At 48.7% G+C, this 21,351-nt stretch carries 19 protein-coding genes; 10 read left to right on the forward strand and 9 right to left on the reverse strand.

The genetic code is table 11. The annotated features are described in order from the left end of the window. Positions 1 to 5: 5 nt before the first annotated feature. Positions 6 to 776: an SDR family NAD(P)-dependent oxidoreductase gene (locus QFZ51_RS22080; protein WP_429048940.1), complete on the reverse strand. Its 771-nt coding sequence runs from the start codon at positions 774 to 776 to the stop codon at positions 6 to 8. Positions 777 to 898: 122 nt separating this feature from the next. Between QFZ51_RS22080 and QFZ51_RS22085 the strand changes: the two genes are divergently transcribed. After that, the gene (locus QFZ51_RS22085; protein WP_429048943.1) at positions 899 to 1,777 is read left to right on the forward strand and encodes an AraC family transcriptional regulator; all 879 of its coding nucleotides are present in this window, start codon (positions 899 to 901) and stop codon (positions 1,775 to 1,777) included. Position 1,778: 1 nt separating this feature from the next. On the opposite strand, the gene QFZ51_RS22090 is transcribed toward QFZ51_RS22085, so the two are convergent. The 3 genes from QFZ51_RS22090 to QFZ51_RS22100 form a co-directional block, all read right to left on the reverse strand. Further along, entirely contained in the window at positions 1,779 to 2,936 is a 1,158-nt protein-coding gene (locus QFZ51_RS22090) for an SGNH/GDSL hydrolase family protein (protein WP_429048945.1), read from the reverse strand. Continuing rightward, positions 2,933 to 5,281, reverse strand: coding sequence for a glycoside hydrolase family 95 protein (locus tag QFZ51_RS22095; RefSeq protein WP_429048946.1), 2,349 nt, complete (start codon positions 5,279 to 5,281; stop codon positions 2,933 to 2,935). Before QFZ51_RS22095 ends, QFZ51_RS22090 begins: the two co-directional genes overlap by 4 nt. Positions 5,282 to 5,502: 221 nt before the next feature. After that, positions 5,503 to 6,558 (reverse strand): serine hydrolase domain-containing protein, encoded by a 1,056-nt coding sequence (locus QFZ51_RS22100; protein ID WP_429048949.1) that lies wholly within the window; start codon positions 6,556 to 6,558, stop codon positions 5,503 to 5,505. Positions 6,559 to 6,638: 80 nt separating this feature from the next. On the opposite strand from QFZ51_RS22100, the gene QFZ51_RS22105 reads away from it, so the two are divergent. The 4 genes from QFZ51_RS22105 to QFZ51_RS22120 all read left to right on the forward strand — a co-directional run bounded on the left by QFZ51_RS22105 (position 6,639) and on the right by QFZ51_RS22120 (position 11,240). Continuing rightward, on the forward strand, positions 6,639 to 7,283 hold the full coding sequence (locus QFZ51_RS22105) for an HAD family hydrolase (RefSeq protein ID WP_429048951.1): 645 nt from the start codon (positions 6,639 to 6,641) through the stop codon (positions 7,281 to 7,283). Positions 7,284 to 7,520: 237 nt separating this feature from the next. Next, positions 7,521 to 9,182 carry a lectin gene (locus QFZ51_RS22110; RefSeq protein WP_429048953.1) on the forward strand — a complete coding sequence of 554 codons (1,662 nt, stop codon included), beginning with the start codon at positions 7,521 to 7,523 and terminating at the stop codon, positions 9,180 to 9,182. Positions 9,183 to 9,324: 142 nt separating this feature from the next. Then, complete coding sequence (locus tag QFZ51_RS22115) at positions 9,325 to 10,080, forward strand: glycosyltransferase family 2 protein (protein WP_429048956.1); 756 nt, start codon at positions 9,325 to 9,327, stop codon at positions 10,078 to 10,080. A 38-nt stretch (positions 10,081 to 10,118) separates the two neighbouring features. Further along, positions 10,119 to 11,240 (forward strand): glycosyltransferase, encoded by a 1,122-nt coding sequence (locus tag QFZ51_RS22120; protein ID WP_429048959.1) that lies wholly within the window; start codon positions 10,119 to 10,121, stop codon positions 11,238 to 11,240. Here QFZ51_RS22120 and QFZ51_RS22125 read toward each other — a convergent pair. Next, a complete protein-coding gene (locus QFZ51_RS22125) occupies positions 11,221 to 12,357 on the reverse strand; it encodes a lactonase family protein (protein ID WP_429048962.1) in 1,137 nt (378 codons plus the stop codon). The two genes, QFZ51_RS22120 and QFZ51_RS22125, sit on opposite strands and share 20 nt — an antisense overlap. Before the next feature lie 122 nt (positions 12,358 to 12,479). Between QFZ51_RS22125 and QFZ51_RS22130 the strand changes: the two genes are divergently transcribed. The 4 genes from QFZ51_RS22130 to msrB all read left to right on the forward strand — a co-directional run bounded on the left by QFZ51_RS22130 (position 12,480) and on the right by msrB (position 14,682). Then, on the forward strand, positions 12,480 to 13,037 hold the full coding sequence (locus QFZ51_RS22130; protein ID WP_429048964.1) for a TetR/AcrR family transcriptional regulator: 558 nt from the start codon (positions 12,480 to 12,482) through the stop codon (positions 13,035 to 13,037). A gap of 80 nt (positions 13,038 to 13,117) precedes the next feature. Continuing rightward, positions 13,118 to 13,681, forward strand: a complete 564-nt coding sequence (locus QFZ51_RS22135) for a carboxymuconolactone decarboxylase family protein (protein WP_429048966.1) — start codon at positions 13,118 to 13,120, stop codon at positions 13,679 to 13,681. Further along, on the forward strand, positions 13,668 to 14,051 hold the full coding sequence (locus tag QFZ51_RS22140; protein WP_429048968.1) for a DUF302 domain-containing protein: 384 nt from the start codon (positions 13,668 to 13,670) through the stop codon (positions 14,049 to 14,051). Before QFZ51_RS22135 ends, QFZ51_RS22140 begins: the two co-directional genes overlap by 14 nt. 112 nt (positions 14,052 to 14,163) lie before the next feature. Next, positions 14,164 to 14,682, forward strand: coding sequence for a peptide-methionine (R)-S-oxide reductase MsrB (msrB, locus tag QFZ51_RS22145; RefSeq protein WP_370912085.1), 519 nt, complete (start codon positions 14,164 to 14,166; stop codon positions 14,680 to 14,682). Between the two features lie 7 nt (positions 14,683 to 14,689). Here msrB and QFZ51_RS22150 read toward each other — a convergent pair whose 3' ends face one another. From QFZ51_RS22150 to QFZ51_RS22160, 3 genes are all read right to left on the reverse strand, one after another. Then, on the reverse strand, positions 14,690 to 15,859 hold the full coding sequence (locus QFZ51_RS22150; protein ID WP_429048971.1) for a serine hydrolase domain-containing protein: 1,170 nt from the start codon (positions 15,857 to 15,859) through the stop codon (positions 14,690 to 14,692). Positions 15,860 to 15,932: 73 nt separating this feature from the next. Beyond that, positions 15,933 to 17,066 (reverse strand): helix-turn-helix domain-containing protein, encoded by a 1,134-nt coding sequence (locus QFZ51_RS22155; RefSeq protein WP_429048972.1) that lies wholly within the window; start codon positions 17,064 to 17,066, stop codon positions 15,933 to 15,935. Between the two features lie 67 nt (positions 17,067 to 17,133). After that, on the reverse strand, positions 17,134 to 17,865 hold the full coding sequence (locus tag QFZ51_RS22160; RefSeq protein ID WP_370912082.1) for a DUF481 domain-containing protein: 732 nt from the start codon (positions 17,863 to 17,865) through the stop codon (positions 17,134 to 17,136). Between the two features lie 186 nt (positions 17,866 to 18,051). Between QFZ51_RS22160 and QFZ51_RS22165 the strand changes: the two genes are divergently transcribed. Continuing rightward, a complete protein-coding gene (locus QFZ51_RS22165) occupies positions 18,052 to 18,891 on the forward strand; it encodes a sugar phosphate isomerase/epimerase family protein (RefSeq protein ID WP_429048975.1) in 840 nt (279 codons plus the stop codon). A 58-nt stretch (positions 18,892 to 18,949) separates the two neighbouring features. Here the strand turns inward: QFZ51_RS22165 and QFZ51_RS22170 are convergent, their stop codons facing one another. Next, positions 18,950 to 21,292 (reverse strand): TonB-dependent siderophore receptor, encoded by a 2,343-nt coding sequence (locus QFZ51_RS22170; protein ID WP_429048978.1) that lies wholly within the window; start codon positions 21,290 to 21,292, stop codon positions 18,950 to 18,952. Between the last annotated feature and the right edge of the window lie 59 nt (positions 21,293 to 21,351).

Here is a 21,351-nt window from a genome sequence, read left to right on the forward strand (position 1 = left end):
TTATTTTATAAGGTATGCTTATATCCAAGTTCTGCCCCGCCGCTTACCGGCATTATGCAGCCGGTAATAAACCGCGCCTGCTCAGATAACAGGAACGCACACACGTCGGCGATCTCATCTGCTTCAGGGCAATATCCCAACGCGTGGATGCCATCAAGATACTGCTCTATACGCGCCGGCTCCGGCTGTTCGCTGCTCCACCGGCGCAACATTGGCGTCCATACGCCTGCCGGGGCCACTGCATTTACCCGGATGCCATCTGCGGCATAGTCGAGCGCCATTGCTTTGGTAAGGGCATTCACCGCTCCTTTACTGCCCGCATAGGCTGCGTGGTTTTCCTGGCCGATGTCCCCTACCATACTGCTGGTGTTAAGGATGCAGCCACGGGACGCTTTCAGCGCAGCAATGCCATACCGCGTGGTGTAGTAGATACCCCGCACGTTTACATTCATTACCTGTTCCCATTCTTCGTCGGTGGTATCATGCAAAGGTTTCGAGGGACTGGCAATACCCGCATTATTGTGAATGGCATGCAGTACGCCGAACGTTTGTAATAGGTTGTGAATGGCCAGCTCTATAGCAGCACCGCTGTTAAGATCTGCCCGGATGAAAATATGCGGCGCCCCCATCAGCTCCTTCAAACGCTGCAATGCTGCTGCGTCTTTATCAATCACCGCTACAGTCGCGCCCTGTTTTGCATAAACCTGCGCACAAGCCTCACCAATGCCCGATGCGCCGCCGGTAATCAGCACTATTTTATCTTGCAGTATCATCATTTTTCATTTTCCGTGGATAATTCAAAAGTAAGCAGGGATAAGGTAGGTCATCCCGGTGAAATTGACTTAAATCAACACTATTTTGACTTATTTACTGAATTTACCTATTTTAGATGGATAATATGAAGCCTCTTTTTGCCATACCGGGCGATAAAGCCCTCGAACAAAAGGTATACCTGATCAAGGAAATTACGCAACCGTATTTTTCCACGGAGTTTCATTTCCATCACGAATGCCAGCTGGTATATGTAGTGGAAAGCGCCGGCCGCCGTATCATTGGCGACAACATCAGCTACTTTGAAAGCGGGGAACTGATATTCGTAGGCTCCGGTACCCCTCACGTATGGCATAATGAACAGAAGTATTTTGAAGGAAAAGATAAACTACAGGCAAGGTCGCTGGCATTGTATATTTCACCGGACCTGCTGGTAGAGCATCTTAGTCCCTTTGCCAATACCAGCACCGTTAAAACCTGGCTAAAAAAGGCGCAGCGGGGCATCCAGTTTCATGGCAAAGCTAAAGCGGAAATACTGGCATTAATGCGGCAGATGTTGGAACAGCAGGATTTGCTGCAAACCATCTCCTTTATGACCCTGATGCAAAAGATGATGGCCACCAAAGAATATAAACTCCTGGCCGGCACCAACTATGTAAACCTGTACAACGATAAAGACCAGTCGAGGATGGATGATATCTTCAAATATATTTTCCGTCACTTCAAAAGAGATATCCCGCTATCGGAAATAGCGGCTGTAGCTGGCATCAATGTGCACTCCTTCTGCCGCTTCTTTAAAAGCCGCACACAGAAATCATTTACCCATTTTGTAAATGAACTAAGAATCGGCTACGCCTGCAGACTGCTGCAGGAAAAAGAAATGTCGATGGTGGAATTGTCCAATAAGTGCGGGTACAGGAATACCACGCACTTTAACCGCTTCTTCAAAAAAATTAAAGGAAAAACCCCGAGAGAATACAAGAGAGAAGTTACTTCGCTGGATTAACTTATTTGTTCACCAGGAAATACACTACCCGGCAAACAGTAGCATCCCCTTCTTTTTGCAAACTAAGTATATGCCTGCCCGGCTTCAGGTCATCGCCCAATATAAGGTACCACGGCAGGTACAGGCTTTTACTCCACTGCGTGCGCAGATCCTTTTGCTGAACAGCACCGCCATCGATACGATAGCTGATTACACCTGCATCCGGACCGGAAACAATGCTGATGCCAATAGTCCTCCCGGTGAAAGGATAGTCAACACTGGCGCGCGCCGTGTCCGACACAAGCATTGGCACTTTCACAAATCCCGGGCGGGTACCTACGTTATCAGATGGCTCCCAGGAAGCAATAATGCGAAAACCATTCTGATGAACGGCGTCATGAATATCGCCATAGGCGCTGTTTTCATAATTGAGCGGATCCGCAGCGCGGGGCAGTTTCACGGATAATAAACGTTCCGGCGCCGGTGCGCTGAAATCTTCTTCCAGCAAACGTTTTATAGCGTTAAAATATAACTGCTGACCAAAAGGAGCAGGATGCAGGTCTTTAAAATCATCTTTCCAGGTAAACTCACGGGCATCAATGCGGGTCGTAATTTCTTTGGCAAGATTGATAAACGGCAGGTGGTATTTTTTGGCAAGATCTTCATGCACCTGCACTTCTACCGGCACTTTACCGGCGTGATAGTCGGCCATCTTATCCTCATCAACAAAAGCCATCAGTACAATATTCACCTGCGGATTCGCTTTCAGCGCATGACGGATGATCCCTTCCATAGCACGGCGCTGCGTTACTTCATTGGTACCATTCACCCGGTCGTTTACCGCCGCTTCCAGGAATAGCAGGTCGGTCTTCCCCTTGCCCAGCACATCTTGTTCAAACCGGAATGCATGCGGCAAGCTGCCCAGCGATGGAATACCTGCATTGATGAAACGGAAATCAGTTGCCGGATACGCCGCCGTAAGGTAATCGCACACCTTCGTACGCCAGCCTTCCATATTGGTGATAGAACCGCCCAGGAAAGTAACGGTAGCTCTTTTATCTGTTTTGATGTGATACCTTACGTTGTCAAGGCGACCGTAACGTGTGATAAATTTATCCTGCGCCTGTATACTAACGGTAACGACTATACTTAATATAAATCCTGCTATTTTCCTGATCATATTTTCACTGGTTGTATCTCTTTTATGACCCCGTTGATCTTTACTTTTACTTTATGCGTGGCGGCGCCGCGGATCTTGTAATTGGTAACCAGGCCGTTTTTCCAGGTCATATCTACCGTATAATTACCGCGTGCTTTCAGTCCCTTTACCGTACCGGAAGCCTTCCACGCATCGGGTAAAGCTGGCAACAGGTCTATAAAGCCGGCATGACTTTGCAGCAGCATTTCAGCCAGTCCTGCTGCACCGCCGAAGTTACCATCAATCTGAAATGGAGGACCCGCGGAAAACAGGTTGGCATAAATGCCGCCACCCGCGCCATAGTTAATGTCTGTATTATAAGTGGGTTTGATCAGTCCTGCAAACAATTTAAACGCGCGGTTGCCATCGTGCAGTCTTGCCCAAAATAATAACTTATAGGCAATGGACCAGCTGGGGCCGTCGTCGCCCCTCACTTCCAGCGTTTTTTTGCAGGCTTCGGCCAGTTCCGGCGTGGCTTCCGGTGTAATCAGCGAAGCCGGGTACAATCCATACAAATGTGAAATGTGACGGTGCGTGGGTTCTGTCTCCTTGTACTCTTCCAGCCACTCCATTAATCGTCCGTCTTTCCCCACCCTGCCCGCAGGCGGCAGCTGTTTTAATTTCTCTGTCAGCGTGTTGGCAAGGGCCGCATCCTTCCCGAGTTTCCGGGCAGCGGTGATCACATTCATGAACAGCTCGCGGATAATCTGGTTATCAATAGTAGGACCGTTGCAGATACTGGCAGTTTGGCCGTTGGGCAGATAAAAAGAATTTTCAGGAGAAGAAGAGGGCGAAGTAACAAGCCATCCTGTTTTATCATCTTTTATCAGCATGCTGCTGTAAAATTCCGCAGAGCCCTTCAACACCGGGTATATATCTTCCAGGTATTTTTTATCATTGGTAAAAGCATAATGCTCCCAAAGATTATTACACAACCACCCCGACCCGGATTTGGTAACACCCCAGGAAGCGCTTTCTCCCGGTTCCGTGAAGCCCCATATATTGGTGATCACATGCGCCACCCATCCTTCTGCATTATAATAGGCTTTGGCAGTTCTTTCGCCGGGTTTCACCAATCCGTGTACCAGCTCCGCCAGTGGCAGGTTCAGCTCCGGCAGGTTGCTCACTTCCACCGGCCAGTGGTTCATCTGCACATTTACATCGAGGTGGTAGTCACCATTCCAGGGCGTCTGGATCTGGTTGGCCCACAGCCCCTGTAAATTAGGTGGCAGCAAACCTACGCGGGTACTGCTGATGCTCAGGTAACGGCCATATTGGTAAAACAATACAGGCAACCCGTTGTCCGCCGCCGGCGCTTTGTGAAAATTGATGAGCCGCTGATCGGTAGGCACCTGCTCCGCACTGGCGCCGCCCAATTCCATGCTAACGCGGTTGAATAAACGCTGAAAAGCAGCGATATGCTGTTGCTTCTGCTGCCCATAACCTTTACGCATGGCCGCAGCGAGCAATTGTTTGGTTTGTTCCCGGTAACCGGCATTTCTGAAATCGGTCGCGGTGGATACATACAGGATTACTTCTGTGGCATCTTTTATAACCAGTGTATCCCTGTCCGTTAGCAGCCGGCCATCTTTTAGCTTTGCCCGTACCCTGGTCAGGTATTTCATACCAGGGTTGGCAGTACCGCTTTTTAATTCGCCGGACATTTGCAGCTCCTGCCCTTCTGTGCCGATGGTGGCTCTTTCCGGGCGACTGATAGCTACCCGCATATTCAGCTGTCCGCCTTTACCAGCTGTTAGGCGGATCACGCCTACATCGCCGTTAAAGTCTGTAAAATATTCGCGCGTATAGGCGACCCCGTTAATGGTATAAGCTGTAGTGGCAATGGCCTCATTCAATGATAAAACCCTTTCATAACGGGCAGGGGTATCCGCTGTAGGATAACTGAACTGCAGCGATAACTCGCCCAGCATCTGGAAACATCCGAAAGGCACATCCCCGGAGCCTTTGCCGGTACACACAAATGATTTATCCATCAGCGCCTGCGCCTCGTTATTCTTACCCTCAGCCAGCAGCTGCCGGATAGCAGGCAGTTGTTTGTACGCCTCGTAATTGTTGGCGTCCTGGGGCGCGCCGGACCAGAGCGTGATATCATTTAAAACGATCTTCTCCCGGGCGATACCGCCGTCCGGCATCATACCGAGGCGTCCATTCCCAAGTGGTACCGTTTCCTCCCAAACCTTTGCCGGCTTGTTATACCAGAGCCGTAAAGGCCGCTGCTGCGCTTCAGCGGTTGATGGCTGAAAACCGGCCATCAACACGATGCCGGCAATTACAATACGCCTGAAAGAAAAAAGTTGCTGACTCATGTTTTTCGGATAACGTTTTTGATGTAGCAGGCTGTGTCCCCGCTTGCTATTAATAATCTCCGACTGCGGCAGATCATAGGTATATGATTCTTCCGTGGAATTTGTATGCCATCAAAATTAACGGCAACGGGGTAACCGTGCTCCCTGAAAATTGACTAAAACAGACACTATATTGACTTAATATAGTATTTACATACTTTCAGACGGGTAAAATGAGTGCGTTATTTATTCCTCACCAGCGCGCGGATCTTTAAACAGGTGGGCATGGTGGAAAGGTAGCCATTGGCGGCAATAAAAGTGAAGATGAAACCCGTGCGCTTTTTATCGCGGTTTACCCAGGGATGGCTCCCAAAGGCGCCGGGGCTGCTGTTTTCGATCAATGCACCACCCGGACCGGTTACATCCCGCCAGTTGCCGGTGCCATAGAAATCTTTTGTATTTAGCAGTACCGCAGGATAAGGGGAATAGGTAACGGCAACATGGGCAGTCTGACTTTCCTCCATCGCTGTTACCGCTGCTTCGCTGAGCACACGGGCGCCGTTTGCAGCCACGCCTTTGTTCATGATCATGTCGAGAAAGCGGATATAATCGTCCGGTGTGCTCCGGGCGCCGCCGCCTATCTGCGGATTGGCAGTAAGACCAAAATCAGTATTGGTCATGCCGCAGGGCGTAAATATCTTATCGGCAGCGAGGTCCTTCCAGCTTTTACCGGATGCCACTTCACAGATACGGCCGGCTACCTGCATACTTACGCCGCCATAATAAAAGGTAGTACCCGGCGGATTCAACAGCGCTACATTCCGCGCTATCCCATCTGCCGCCTGTGTAAGCGTAATCAATACATTGGATTCATATCCCTGGGAAGAATTTCCGGGGAAACCGGATGTATGGGAGAAGAGTTGCGCAATGGTGATATCTCCCTTATGATAAGTAGTAAAAACGGGCAGGTATTTTCCCACACTGTCAGTGAGCTTTATTTTTCCTTCGTCCACCAGGCTCATGATCACCGCCGCAGATAACCATTTGGAACAGGAGGCGATAAGCTGCCTGGTACTTCCGGTATAACCTCCAAATCCTTTGGCATATACCGTTTTCCCATTTTCATGAATCACTGCATAACACTTACCGGCGAAAGCCACAGGCACAGAATCGCTCAGCACCTGGTCCACATCACTGTAACCGGTGGCAATAATGGTTTGGGATTCACTTTTGGTGCATCCTGCCAGTAAGAAAATAACGGTAATAGCGGACAGGGAGTTCCGGAAGAAATCATTCATGTGACAGTTGTATTCAGTTGTAAGCTAAGAAATAACGCCAACTTATTCAACGTCCTCTTTTTAATTATATTGCGGTTGTTATGAAATACAGCAATATTTTATTTGACCTCGATGGTACGTTGACAGATCCTAAAACCGGTATAACGAAATCTGTTCAGTATGCGTTGGCAAAGGCAGGCATCTTCGAACCGGACCTGCAAAAGCTCGTGCCGTTTATTGGTCCCCCGCTGCAGCAATCGTTCATCGATTATTATGGCTTTAGCGAATCACAGGCCTGGGAGGCCGTGGGCGCTTACCGGGAATATTTCAAAGAAACCGGTATTTATGAAAATGAACAATATGCAGGTATCCCGGAATTACTCACTGCGCTGCGGTCACAGGGGCGGCGGCTCTTTGTTGCCACTTCCAAGCCACAGGTATTTGCGGATATCGTGATCCGGCACTTTAACCTGGAGCCTTATTTTACGGCAGTGTATGGCAGCGAACTGGATGGTACCCGGTCAGATAAGGCGGAACTGATCCGCTATGTAATGTCCGAACAACAACTGAGCGCCGGCAACACCATTATGGTGGGCGACCGTAAACACGATATTATAGGCGCACAGAAAAACCGTTTACCTGCCATTGCAGTGGGCTACGGTTACGGCAGTACGCAGGAATTACAAGCTGCATTACCGGATTACATTTTTAACACCGTTAACGAATTACACGCCGGGTTTCCCTGATCAGCGCCAGTAGATCTCGATTTATATCCGCTACCTGGAGACCGCATTACGGCTCCGGGTAAAAAAAATCAGCCCTAATTGATTTATTAGCCCTTTATTAATGCACTGATTAGTGCCTCTCCCCTTAATTGCACCAGGAAACTTCCACGTTTCATTATCTGTAGCCCGGCATTATTCTAAGAAAACCACGGTAGCAAATCCGATAGTAATTCCTAATCATCATCAATTGTTCCACACATGAAAAACAAGTTGCATCTTCTCTTCGCAACCCTTGTTGCATTGTCTGTTGGCTGCTCCAAAAAAGAGGCCGTCAATTCACTCCAGTCGCTCAATGGCAAAAAATCAGGCGTCAACGCGCTGGGCTCTCCTGTAGGCGACGTAGTCGGCAAAATTACGGTAGGCTACCAGGGCTGGTTTGCCGCCAATGGCGATGGCTCCCCTATCAATGCCTGGTGGCATTGGACGCAGAACTGGGGCGCATCGCCTTCTTCCACGAATAATGGCATTAAGTCCTGGCCCGATGTAAGGGATTACAGCAGCACCTATCAAACCGCCTGGGCCAACCTGGGAAATGGTCAACCCGCGAAACTGTTCTCTTCTTTCAACGACCAAACCGTAAACACCCACTTTCTGTGGATGCAGCAAAACGGTATCGACGCCGCCGCACTGCAACGTTTTAACCCTAATGGCAGCGAAGGACCCGTACGCGACGCCATTACCGCAAAAGTGAAAACTGCCGCGGAAAACTATGGCCGCAAGTTCTACATCATGTATGATGTGAGCGGCTGGACTAACATGCAGTCGGAAATTAAAACCGACTGGACTACTAAAATGTCGGCCTACACCTCCTCCTCCGCTTACGCTAAGCAAAACGGCAAACCGGTGGTGTGTATCTGGGGCTTTGGCTTCAACGATTCCAATCACCCCTGGTCTGCCGCGGTATGCCTGGATGTGATCAACTGGTTCAAAAACCAGGGCTGCTATGTAATCGGCGGTGTACCTACGCATTGGCGTACCGAAACCAGCGATTCCAGACCTGGCTTCCTCGCCACCTACAGCGCGCTGAATATGATTTCACCATGGATGGTAGGCAGGATCGGCAATATCGCTGATGTAGATAATTTTTATACCAATGTAAACACGCCCGACCAGGCTTATTGCAACAACAATGGTATCGACTATCAGCCCTGCGTACTGCCGGGCGATTTGCAGGAACACCAGCGTGCACATGGCGACTTCATGTGGCGCCAGTTTTACAACATGGTACGGGTAGGCGCCCAGGGTATTTACATTTCTATGTTCGACGAATACAATGAAGGCAACCAGATCGCCAAAACAGCGGAAAACACCTCCTTCATTCCCGCAGGTTCCAACTTCGTAACCCTGGATGAAGATGGCGTGGTTTGCTCCGCCGATTACTACCTGCGTTTGACCGGCGACGGGGGTAAAATGCTGAAAGGCCAAATCGGCCTGACTGCCACCCGCCCTACTGCGCCGGTAGTGGGCGGAGGCGGCGGCGCGCCGGTCGGACAAACCATTACCCTCAAAAGCGCCAATAACCTGTACGTGTGCAGTGAAAACGGCGCCCAGCCCATGAACGCCAACCGCACCACGGCGCAGGGATGGGAACATTTCTCCGTGGTAAGCGCCGGCAGCGGCAAAGTGGCCCTGGTAAACAGTGGCTTCTATGTATGCTCAGAGAATGGAACCCAGGCCATGAACTGCAACCGTACCGCTATTGGTCCCTGGGAGCAGTTCGATTGGATCAGCAACAGCGATGGCACCATTTCCCTGAAAGGCAGCAATGGTAAGTATGTTTCCAGCGAAGGCGGCACACAGCCTATGACCTGCAATCGTACTACTATCGGGGCTACTGAAAAGTTCAGGGTAAACCAGTAAACATTCCCCTGTTTTAAATATTTGGTTATTTGGATATGGCGTTACATCATGCCGGGCTATCACAACAAAATATCCAAATAACCAAATAAAAAAACAAACAAATAGCCCTAATTTTAGCCCCGGTAATCAACTAGTATATCGAATGAATGAACGACCCGGTGATGTATTGATCAGCATAATTATAGCGACATATAATGCCGGTCAGCACCTCAGAGAATGCCTGCAATCTGTGAAGGAACAGACTGCGAAAGGAATCGAGGTGGTGATTGTAGACGGAGGCAGCACAGATGATACCCTGACTATCGTAAAAGAATCCGGCCTGGAAATGTTGAAATGGGTGAGTGAACCGGATAAGGGCATCTATGATGCACTCAATAAGGGCATCCGGATGGCAGGCGGAAACTGGTTATATTTTCTGGGCAGCGACGACCGCCTCCTGCCAGGCTTCAGTGAACTCTCGGCACATCTCAGCGATGATCACACCATTTACTATGGCAACAGCACCGGGTTCAATACAAATGGCCCCGTTGAATATCCGCTTTTACAGGGCAGCTTCAGCGAATACCGGCTCGCCAAGTATTGTATGAACCATCAATCCATTATCTACCCGAAAAGCGTTTTCCGGAAATATTCCTACGACCTGCAATATAAAGTGCTGGCGGATTATGCCCTTAACCTCCTTGTTTGGGGCGACCGCACCTTTAAGAAGCAGCATTATCCTGTTACCATTGTACTGTATAACATGACGGGATTTTCCTCCGGCAATAAAGACACACAATTTTTAAAAGATAAATTACAACTGATCCGCAGGGGAATGGGCTGGTGGATGTATGTGCGTATGCTGCTGAAACGTTACAGGAAAAAGCTGCTGCGGGAAGAAGACCTCTGGGCGCCGTAAGGAATGTAGCCTGATTTATCTACTGTTATCTGTTAAGTATGAAACTCACCATAGATGTTGTAATGCCTTCCTTCCGGCTGGAGGAAAAATATGTGCTCCCGGTGCTTCGCCTGCCGAGGCCGGATAATGTTGTCATTAAGTTTTACCTGATGGCAGATAACCCCAATATAGTACCTGCCGAAAGTATCCGGGAACTGGCAGACAACGACCAGGTGTTTCTTTATATCAATGAAAAAAATCTGGGTGCTTCCGGTACCCGGAACCGTGGTATAACCGTTTCAAAAGGCGACTGGATCCTGTTCCTGGACGATGATGTAACGGTAACAGATGACCTCCTGTTCAGGTATGCCGCTGCTGCCGCCGCATATCCGGATGAAACCGGGTTCATTGGCCTTATCCATTTGCCGCCACCACCCAGTGATTTTGCCATGGCGCTTATCGTTAACGGCAATGTAAATATCTTTTCTGTGGCAGCGAATAAGCCCTCCTTTACCTGGGGCGCAACGGCGAATATCATGGTAAAAAGAAGTGCAGTGGGCGATGTGCGCTTTTCTACCGACTATCCAAAAGCCGGCGGCGGTGAAGATGTGGATTTCTTCCTGCATGTACGCGACAATAACAACAAACGGAATTTCAGATCACTGCCGGAAGCGGCTGTTACGCATCCCTGGTGGGATGATGGCCGCGCTAACTACAAACGTCCTTACCGGTATGGCCTTGGCAACAGCCGTTTGGGTAAATATAATCCAACTTATACCTACCGCAATTTGCCTAATACGCCCGAAACAATATTGCTTTGCGTTGGAATAACATTGGTGTTGCTGTTTACGGCACCCTATTGGACCATTCCGGTGTTGCTGTTTGCCATTGGTACCTTACCCGTGGAACTGGTGGCAACCGCGGTGATGACCAGGAAACGTTTCCCGGGCAGTTCCTTTCCGGTGATGTTTTATGTCACCACCCTGAAATTGTTAAACGATACAGGGGAACTATGGGGAAAGCTCACCCACGGCGAGCTTTCCAGGATCACTGAACGTTTTGATGATACCGGCACTATTAAGAAGAATATCTTCTTCAAAACGAATACCTACAAAATAGTAAAGTGGGTATTATATCTCTTGTTGCTTATGCTGATCCTTATTATCTGGCATAAGCCCTGATCTGCAAAGACGATGGATTAGGCAACGTTACTTCCACACCTGTTTTCTTTAGCAGCCCGCTTTTCTGATCCCTTTTAAAAACAACAATATTCCCCGTTTTCTGGTTGGCTACCAATAAAAACCTGCCCGTAGGATCGATTACAAAATTCCGGGGATGTTTACCCTGCGTGGATTCAACGCCTATTTGTTTCAGTCGTCCGTTCCGCTGGTTAATGGAATAGATAAATATACTGTTGGCATCTTCCCTGGTAGAAGCATACAGGAAGCGGCCATCGGGGGAGATATGGATATCAGCGCTGCCATAGTCGGCCTGTTTTTTTTCCAGGCGGGCATCTACCCGTTGGAAGCTATCCAGTTTACCGGCGTGGTACTGGTATGCCGTAACGGTGCCGCTGATTTCTTCAATACAATAAGCCATTGGCAGCCGGGGATGAAACGTGATATGCCGGGGACCGCTGCCGGGAGTGGTACGGGCAAACGGCGGGTTGGCCGGCTGCAGTGGCTCTGCGGCGTCCGGCGCCAGTTGATAGGCATGGATCTTATCTGCACCGAGGTCCGGAAAAAAAGCATATTTACCGTCAGGAGAAAAAACCGCCGCGTGGATATGCGAGCTCAGTTGCCGGCTACGTACAACGCTGCTGTCTTTAAAAGCAATGGTTTGTTTGGCGGGCGCTATATGTCCGCCGCCGGTGAGCGGGAAAATGGAAAGACTGCCACCGCTGTAATTAGCACAGATAAGCCATTTACCTGTTGGATCTACTCCCACATAGGCGGGATTATCGCCGCCGCTGTCCTGCCGGTCCACCAGTGTCACCGTTTCTTTAACACTGTCGAAAGCAAAACTGCTTACACCACCTACATTTGGCGTTTGCGCCTCCGAGCAGGCGTAAATATATTTCCCGTCAGGCGATAACGTAAGAAAAGAAGGATTGAGAATGCCTTTAGTGGCAGATACCTGTTGTAATGTACCGGTCTGATCGTTAAACCTGAACAGGTATACGCCATCTTTCTCCTTGTTGTGATTGTAACTTCCTACAAAGAGATAGAACTGCTGCGCATGTGTAGCAAGGCCGCCGAAAAACATAATAACGAAGGTAAAAAATATTTTACGTAGCAATGTGATGAGGATTTAAGCATGAAGATATCCTCTAAGATAATTATCTCCCGAAAAAAAACAGGGAAAATGTATAATAGACAAATTTGTCTATTATTAAAAAGATGCACTAACTTTGTATCATTATGGCACGACCAGGGAATCCGAAAGAAAAAATACTGGCTACCGCAGCGCGGTTGTTTTACGAACAGGGATATAACTCCACCGGCATTAACCAGGTACTGGAAGAAGCCGGCGTAGCCAAAGCCAGCCTGTACAGCCATTTTGGCTCCAAAGAAGAACTCGGACTGGCCTACCTGAAAGAAGCCAGAACGGCCTGGTTTGCCGGGATTACCGCCATGGTGGAGAAAAAAAAGACACCGGTGGAAAGACTTCTCGCCGTATTCGATTTCCTGGAGCAGCAGCTGCCACAACAGGATTTTAAAGGCTGCCGCTTTATAAACATGCTGGCGGAAATCGGCGACAGCCAGCCGGAGATGCAGCTACAGGTGCTGGAACACAAGCGTAAACTGCGGAAGTACCTGCATCAGTTGTTAATCGCTGTACCGGGACAAACAGCTGCACTGGCAGATACGGTTTACCTCCTGTTTGAAGGTGCTATTGTGGAAAGTAAAGTATACCGGGAGCTTTGGCCGGTGAAAACGGCGAAGAAAACCGTCCGGTTGCTGATAGGCCAGCCATAATATTTATCATCGCCCTGGGATCAGGGCTATTTTTATACCCTGTTATAGACAAATTTGTCTATAACTAAATACATATTCTCATGAATACAATTCCTGTCTTATCAGCAGCAACGGCCGCACCGGAGGCAAAGCCGGTACTGGAACAGGTAGCCCGCTCACTGGGCCGCATTCCCAACATGTACGGCGTAATGGCCCAATCGCCCGCCGTACTCGAAGCCTACGTACAATTCAGCAACGCACTCCGCAAAGGAAGTATCGGCAACGCCATGGCGGAAAGGATTGCCCTCGCCGCCGCGGAATATAACGGCTGCAGCTATTGCCTGTCGGCCCACAGCTACCTCGGCGCCCGTACCGGCTTAACAGCAGCAGACATCCGCGACGCACGGGAAATGAAAGCGGGCGACGAAAAAACAGATGCCGCCATGCAGTTCACCCGGCAGCTGCTCACCACCCCCCAAAGCCTGTCGGAAGCCAATGTCAGCACACTCCGCGCGGCCGGTTACACCGATGGCGCCATCCTGGAAATCATTGCCAACGTGGTAAGAAATATCTTCACCAACTATCTCAACGTAGTAGCCGGCACGGAAGTCGACTGGCCTGAAGTGGTAACGCCTCTAAAACCCGCTGTTCATGAAAACGAATAACATCACCGTTACCGTCCACAAACCTTTTAACGGATTATTACTGAGCGCCAGGGAAGCCATTACCAGCAGCGGCTTCCTGCTGCTGCACGAAATTAACCCCCAGGCCATACTGGCCAGTCATGGCATCACCACCGCGCCCATCCGCCAGCTGTTGTTTTTCCACCCGGTATATATGCAGTCGTTGCTCCAAAATGCCCCTGAAGCAGTGATAGAGGCGCCCCTTAAACTGGTATTGCGGGAAACCGGCGAAAACACCACCGCAGTAAGCTACTTTGACCCTGCACTGCACCTCCAGGGCTACCGCGGACTGGCACCGCTCCGCACCCGGCTGCAAACAGCAATGGAAAAGGTATTGGCACATTTATTTTAAAGACTGTGTAAGGAAAAGGCGGCTCATCCGACTAACAGGATAGCCGTCTTTATTACGGATTTAAAGCGGTAATTTTGGGTTATTGTATTATTCACCAGTATTTTTTAGCGAGATGAGAATAATATTTCTTTTAACACTGATCCTGGCTACACAGATTGCCTGCCATAGCCAGAACAGCGACAATAAACAAGCGCCAGTGAAAAATCCTTACTACTCCAGAACGGATACACGGAAACTGCATATTACTAATGCAGAATGGAAAAAAATATTGCCGTCCGACCTCTACGCCGTCGCCAGGGAAAATGCCACTGAACGGGCATTTACGGGCAAATACTGGGATTCCGAGGTGAAAGGCAGTTACTATTGTGCGGTTTGCGGCAATCCTTTGTTCAGGTCAGATGCCAAATTTGCCAGCACCTGCGGCTGGCCCAGTTTTTTTGAACCACTCAAAGCCAACAGCGTGATCTACAAGGAAGATAATTCCTTTGGCATGCAAAGGACGGAAGTGATCTGCGAACGTTGCGGCTCGCACCTCGGGCATATCTTTGACGACGGCCCCCCTCCTACGCACAAAAGGTTTTGCATGAACTCTGTATCACTGGACTTTGAGCCCGATCCGGGCGCACATTAACCCGGATTCACTCCAGGAACTGATCCAGGAAGGCTTCCCCAAATGCGGAAGCACGCAGTGTTTTGTTCAGATTGCGCCGGAAAGGATTAAGCATCCCGATCCCCGGCAAAGGTCTCATAATGTGATAGAAAGGCCGGCTCAGATCCTGGGAATTGGCCAGTACAATAAATGTCAGATCCCTCTCCGGAATCTTCACAAACAGGGCTGAATAGCCGGTCCACCAGCCGGTATGCCACACCACTTTTACGCCTTTGTAATACTTTACATACCATCCCAGTCCATACTGGATGGTTTTACCTTTGGGGGTAACATAAGGCGTGAACACTTTCTCCCAGGTGCTGTCTGCCAGGAACATTTTCTTATCAATAGCAGTAGAATAAACCGCCAGGTCGGCCACATTGCTCATTATACCCGCCGCCGGGCCAAAACCATATGAAAAAGTAACAGGCTGCCACTGCTGGTGCTTCCAGTCGTACGGCCTCGCTACCCGCTGCATGAATGCCGCTTTATCATAACCGGTTAACGTGAAGTTCAGGCTGTCGTCTGTACTCGGTACCGTATTTTTCAGCGACAACGGCGTAATGATCTGCTCCATCAGCAACTCACCGAAACTATGCCCCGACGATTGCGCAATTACCTTCCCCAGTTGATTATACCAATTGCCGTTATAGCGGAACACATAACCAGGCTTATAGCTGTTAAACATGTTGCCCATCGCGGTATGGGTAAGCAGGTGCTTTATTTTGATCCGTGGATCACTACCCCAGCGGGCGCCCAGGTTGATCCCGTATTTGCCGATAGGATCATCCAGGCTTACCTTCCCCGCCTGTACCTGCTGCATGAGAATAATGGAACCAAACGTTTTGGTAACAGAAGCCACCTGGTAAACGGTATTTTCATCCGGCGCCGTTTGTTGCTCCAGGTCGGCGTAGCCAAAGCCTTTTTTCCATACCAGCTTTTGTTCATTTACCACGCCCACCGACAATCCAGGGATATGGTATTTTTCCCGGAGATGTTCCAGTTTCTTTTCAAAACGGGATATTGCTGCAGCACTCCACACGGTATCACGGGAGGTGACCGCTGCAACCTTTTGTGCCGGCCGGGTAGTGCGGCAACCCAATAATAAAAAAACGATCATCAAAAATGCGTAGAACGAAAAAGTTGAGCGAGGTGCCATCCGGGTTATTTTTTGATGGCAAAGCTCCCTGTTTACAGCATTCTCACCTACTCATATCCGGATTTGAGACAAATTAAAGCACCGCTTTTTGTGCTTCATGCGCACTTTTCCGGAATTCGGAGGGCGACATGCCCGTGAATTGCTTAAACACCCGCTGGAAAGTAGCAGGTGAAGAAAATCCGCAATCATATGCAATGCCAGCGAAAGTTAATTGGTCAGCATCCTCCTGTAACAATTTTTCTTTGAACAGGTTAATACGGTAGCCGTTTACATACTCATTAAAATTTTTATGAAGATGCTGGTTCAATACCGCCGAAATAGTTTTTGGCGGTAAACCGGTATGTTTGGCCACCATTTGCAGCGTAAGGGCCGCATTCAGAAATAACCGGTCTTCTTCCATCGCTTTTTTCAGCAACAATACTGCAGGCGTGGTAGTCGATTCCGGCAATATCGTTTCGGCTTTCTTAGCCGTTACCATTTCCTGGTAAGAAATAATATATCCCTTAATACCCAGCCAGTAAATCAGGATTGTAACAGGTATATAAATAGGATACCAGTCAAATTTATCGAGTATCACGTCGGTATAACCGGGAATGATATACGGCACCAGGTATACCAGCCAGATAGTGAGGAAGCCGGCAAACAGCCAGGTGAGCTGCTGCAGCCAGCGCAGGCCGGCGTCAGCCGGGCGATTGCTTTTATATACCGCCAGGAATTTAAAAGACAACCCCGTATAAATGGCCAGCGATATCCATCGTGGAATATCTGAATATACATTGTAAGTATCTATAAAGATGCCCCACGGCTGCGGGTTATTCTTCAATACACCTGTTAGCACACCTGCCACAAATACGATAGCTGCAACGGGCGCTCCGAGGTCGATGACCACCGGCCAGAAATGCCTCCGCCGTTGCCGTGTGAGCGTGAATTCCGGATCACAAAAAGATTGTATGTAAAAATACATCAGCGGCCCCACTGGCATTATCACAATGAGCGGTAGTAACTGCGACAGCAAATTGAGCAGCGGAACGTCGAACCAGTGATAATAGGAACCGCACAAACAAAAACTGGCCATACTGAGCAGGAAGATCAACCCTGCTAAAAAGCGGTTCGCCACCCGTTTCCTGGTGGAGAAAAACAGTAGTCCGCTTGCAATAAAACCCTGGACTACCCCCAGTAAGATAACTGTTTGGAATAAACGCTCCATAGTACCAATTCCCTACCAAAATAAGATAAAATATGCTTCCTGCCGGGAACTGTTTAACCAAACCCGGCTAGAAATATTTCTCTATAGTGAGACCATAATTCATCAACAGGTTTTCACGGTCGGTACGGTTTAGCTTATTATAGGTCATGGCCGCCGTGATGGCCAGCCAGGAACGGAGTTTCACGGAAAGGGCATTATTGCATTTAATGATATAGTCGTTGCCGTGGGACAGGGAGTTTTGCAAAAAATTGGAACCTTCCAGCACAATAACATCCTTGATCACCCATTTATAGTACACCCGGAAGGAATTCCGGAAGGTATGATACACATCAGGGATCGTATCGTGCAAAATAAGGTCGCTGTTTTCAAACAGGAGTCCATCGCTCAGGTTGAGCGTGGCGTTCTTACGTTTAATAACGTCGTAAGCTACCCCGCCGCCGCCCTGGAAGCGATCGTTGATCTTTAAGGAATAACTTTTATCGTAGTTGGCCAGTCCCCAGAAATACACCTTCTTTTCTCCCCGGTAAATATTAAAATCCAGTGCGGTAGAAACGTCATTATTGGTGATGTCGTGGTCCTGCTTTCCATACACATAACTGGCGCCCATGTTCAGGGTCATTCTCTTTTTACTGATCTTAAAGCCTACGTTATTATTGAGCAGGTACGAATTACCATCGTTAGTCATATTCACCGATCCCGTAGAAGCGTATTTAACGTAGTAATGCACCGAGTCGCTGAACTGGGCGCTGGAGCTTAAGCCGTAAAACAATGCCATCCATAGTAAAACTAATCTCTTCATGAACAGGTGCTTAGGTGCGCTTCGGGCGCCGCAATTAACGTGCCTGAACATGCCGGGATCCACCAGGCACTTCCAGAAAAAACACTAAAAAAAACAAAGTTTTTTAGAGATCTTAGCCCATGATACCGCCGGAGCACATTTTTCGGGCCACTACATTTTGCTAAAAACCACGTAAACAATCTACATATGTCATCAAGAAGAAATTTCCTGCTTCAGACAGCGCTCGGCATGGCAGCCACTACGATGGCGCCCTTCACCGTTGCCGCCACGGCTGCCGGCCCTGCAAAAAAAGCGTTGCTGCCCATCGGGATGGCGGGTTACACCTTTGCCAAATTTGACCTCGACCAGGCCATCACCATGATGAACCGGGTGAATATCAAAAACATCTCTGTAAAAGATATTCATCTTCCCTTAAACAGTTCTCCGGAAAAAATAAAGGAAGTACTGGGTAAATTTTCTGCGGCTGGTATTAACGTATATGCTGTAGGCGTTATCTATATGAAAACAGAAAAAGCAGTAGATGAAGCATTCGATTACGCTAAACGTGTAGGCGTTCCCTTGATTGTAGGCGTGCCCAATCCCGAACTGCTGGATTATACCGAAAAAAAGATCAAAGAATATAATATCCGCCTGGCGGTACACAATCACGGTCCGGAAGACAAGCTCTATCCCGGCCCTAAAAACGCCTACGACCTTATTAAAAACAGGGATGCCCGCCTGGGCCTCTGCCTGGATATAGGTCATGCCGCCCGCGCCGGAGAAGAACCGTCCAAAGCCATCCTGGCCTATAAAAACAGGATCTTCGATCTGCATATTAAAGATATTTCAGCGGCAGTCAAAGATGGCAAAGCCATCGAACTGGGCCGCGGCGCCATTAATTTCAAAAAGCTGGTAACGGCACTGGAGAAAATCAATTACGCGGGCGTATGCAGCCTGGAGTTTGAAAAAGATATGAGTGATCCGTTGCCGGGCATTGCCGAATCGGCCGGGTTTTTCAGAGGCGTGATCAGCACGGTTAACAGCTGATCATGTACATTTATTGATGCAGGTTGCCGGAAGTATCTCTTCCGGCAACCTGCTTTTTTTAGAACTTTAAAGTTACGCTTGCCAGGATGTTCACCGGCTTTTGCGCAATACCATTGGTATCCCAGTACTTTTCATTTAAGAGATTATTGCCTTTCAGTGCCAGCCGGTATTTCGGTTGATCATAAAATACAGAAGCACTCAACAGGGTATATCCCGGCAAAAGGAAAGTATTACTGGATTCAAACCAGGAGTCACTGACATAATTCCCGCCGGCGCCAAAGCCCAGTCCCTTCATCTTTCCAGAAGGCATATGATAACTTACCCAGATGTTGGCTACCTCTTTAGGGCTGCCTGCGATCAGCTTATTCTGCAAAGCAGGAGACGCTTTCGTATACCTGTTCTCGTTATGGGCATAACCAGCAACAATGTTCAGTCCTGTTACGGGATTGGCCGCCAGTTCCAGCTCGTATCCCTTGCTGCGTTGCGTACCATCCTGGAACATAAAAGTTTTACCGTCCACGATCTCCGTCCGGGTAACATTGGTTACGTCAATGTTATAATAACTGGCGGAACCGCTTAATTTGTTGTCCAGCAGCTCCACCTTTACACCACCTTCCCACTGGTCGCCTTTCTGGGGCTTCAGGTTCAGGATCGTATTGTCCGGCTGCACAAGCGGCGCCAGATTTACGAAACCGTTCATATAATTGGCAAACAATGATACCTTGTCTTTTACGACCTGGTATACGATACCCAGCTTGGGCGACAAGGAAGTCTGGTTATAATCACCGGCATATTTACCCGTGGCAACGGTGTAAGTACCGCTGGTGGTAAACCGGTCCACACGCAGGCTCAGCATAGCCATCAGCGCCGGGGTGATATTGAGTACATCAGAAGCATACACGCTGTAGCTGTTGGATTTGGTACGGGTAGCTGAAAATCCTTTCTGATAAGACAGGTCATCAATCAAACCAGCATTCAGTTCTTTCACAGGCTGATTGATATTAACAACGTCATAGTTGACCGTAACGCGGTTCAGGCTATTATAATTATAGTTATAGTCGATACCAATCACCAGCCGGTTCCGCAACGACGCGATGTTGAAATCGCCCACGAAATTCTGTTGCAGCTGAATGTTCCCAAAAGTTTCCGGCTTTTGATTCCTGACGCTGCGCGCCATAGTAGAATCGGTAAGCAGGGTCATGTTGGTCCAATAAAAATGTTTATAGAAGCCTTCAGAAAACAGGTAATTGGTTTGGGAAGTCCAGGCACTTGATATTTTGTATTCTATCCTGCCTTGTATATTATTGATCCCATTACTGATATCCGCGCCGTTATTGATATACGACCGCTTATACCCAATTTTAAGATCTTTAAAACTCCTGGCAGTCACATTTTTGAAATCGTTTACGGCATAAGTGCCGGTAGCGAAGTTGCCCCTGGTGATGTCCACATCTACCAGGAACTTCAACCGGTCATTCACCTGGTAAGAGAAACTCGGCGCAATCGTATAATTTTTAGCATATCCCTGGTCCTGGAAAGAGCCTTCTGTTTGACCGGCAGCATTGAGCCTGAACAGCATGGTGTGCTCGTCATTCAACGGGGTGTTGATATCAGCGGTAAAGCGTGCAAACTCAAAGCTGCCGCCGGTAAAGCTCACGTTTCCGCCAAAATGATCGTACGGTTTTTTGGTGACGTAATTATAAAGACCGCCGAAGGTGATGTTCCGGTTACTGCCAAATAAGGTACCGGAAGGTCCTTTGATTACTTCTACACTTTCCAGGATAGCCGGGTTCAATGGCACAATCGCACTGGTCACCATTCCGTTCCGCATACCCGTGGCATTGGAAAAACCACGTATAGTCATGCCCTGGGACCCGCCTACGGCGAAATTAGGCACTGCGCCGGGAATATTCCGGTAAATGTCTGTACGCTCCGTGATCAGCTGCTCCTGCATCAGGGCTTTGCCTACCGTTTGGTATACCTGCGGATTTTCCAGGTTCTTCAGCGGAAGCCGTGCTACCTGGTCCGTATTCTTATCAACAAACCTGTTACGGTTCGTATTAACAACAATTTCCCGCAGCTGTGTATCAGACAATTCCAACCGCAGCGATACGTCTGTTGTACGGCCTTTTTCCACAGTTACGTTTTGTGTAAGCGTCTGGTATCCGATCAGTGAAATTTCCAGCTGCCAGGCGCCCGCTGGTATGCGGTGGATGGTGAAAGTGCCATCTGGTCCTGTAATAGCACTCTTTGAAGTTCCTTTTATCACCACGGTTACCGATGCCGCAGTTTGGTTATCACTGGTAGTAATTATTCCTTTAATAGTCCCGAAATCAGTTTCTGTATTGGAGAATGCGTACAATGGCAGTAATAAGATCAGGCAGTATAGCAATTTCTTCATGGTTGGATGCGAAAATTTTCGCAAAGATACCCCGGCGGCAACTGCATCATTTTAACATT

Source organism: Chitinophaga sp. W3I9 (assembly GCF_050434025.1).
Taxonomy (GTDB): domain Bacteria; phylum Bacteroidota; class Bacteroidia; order Chitinophagales; family Chitinophagaceae; genus Chitinophaga.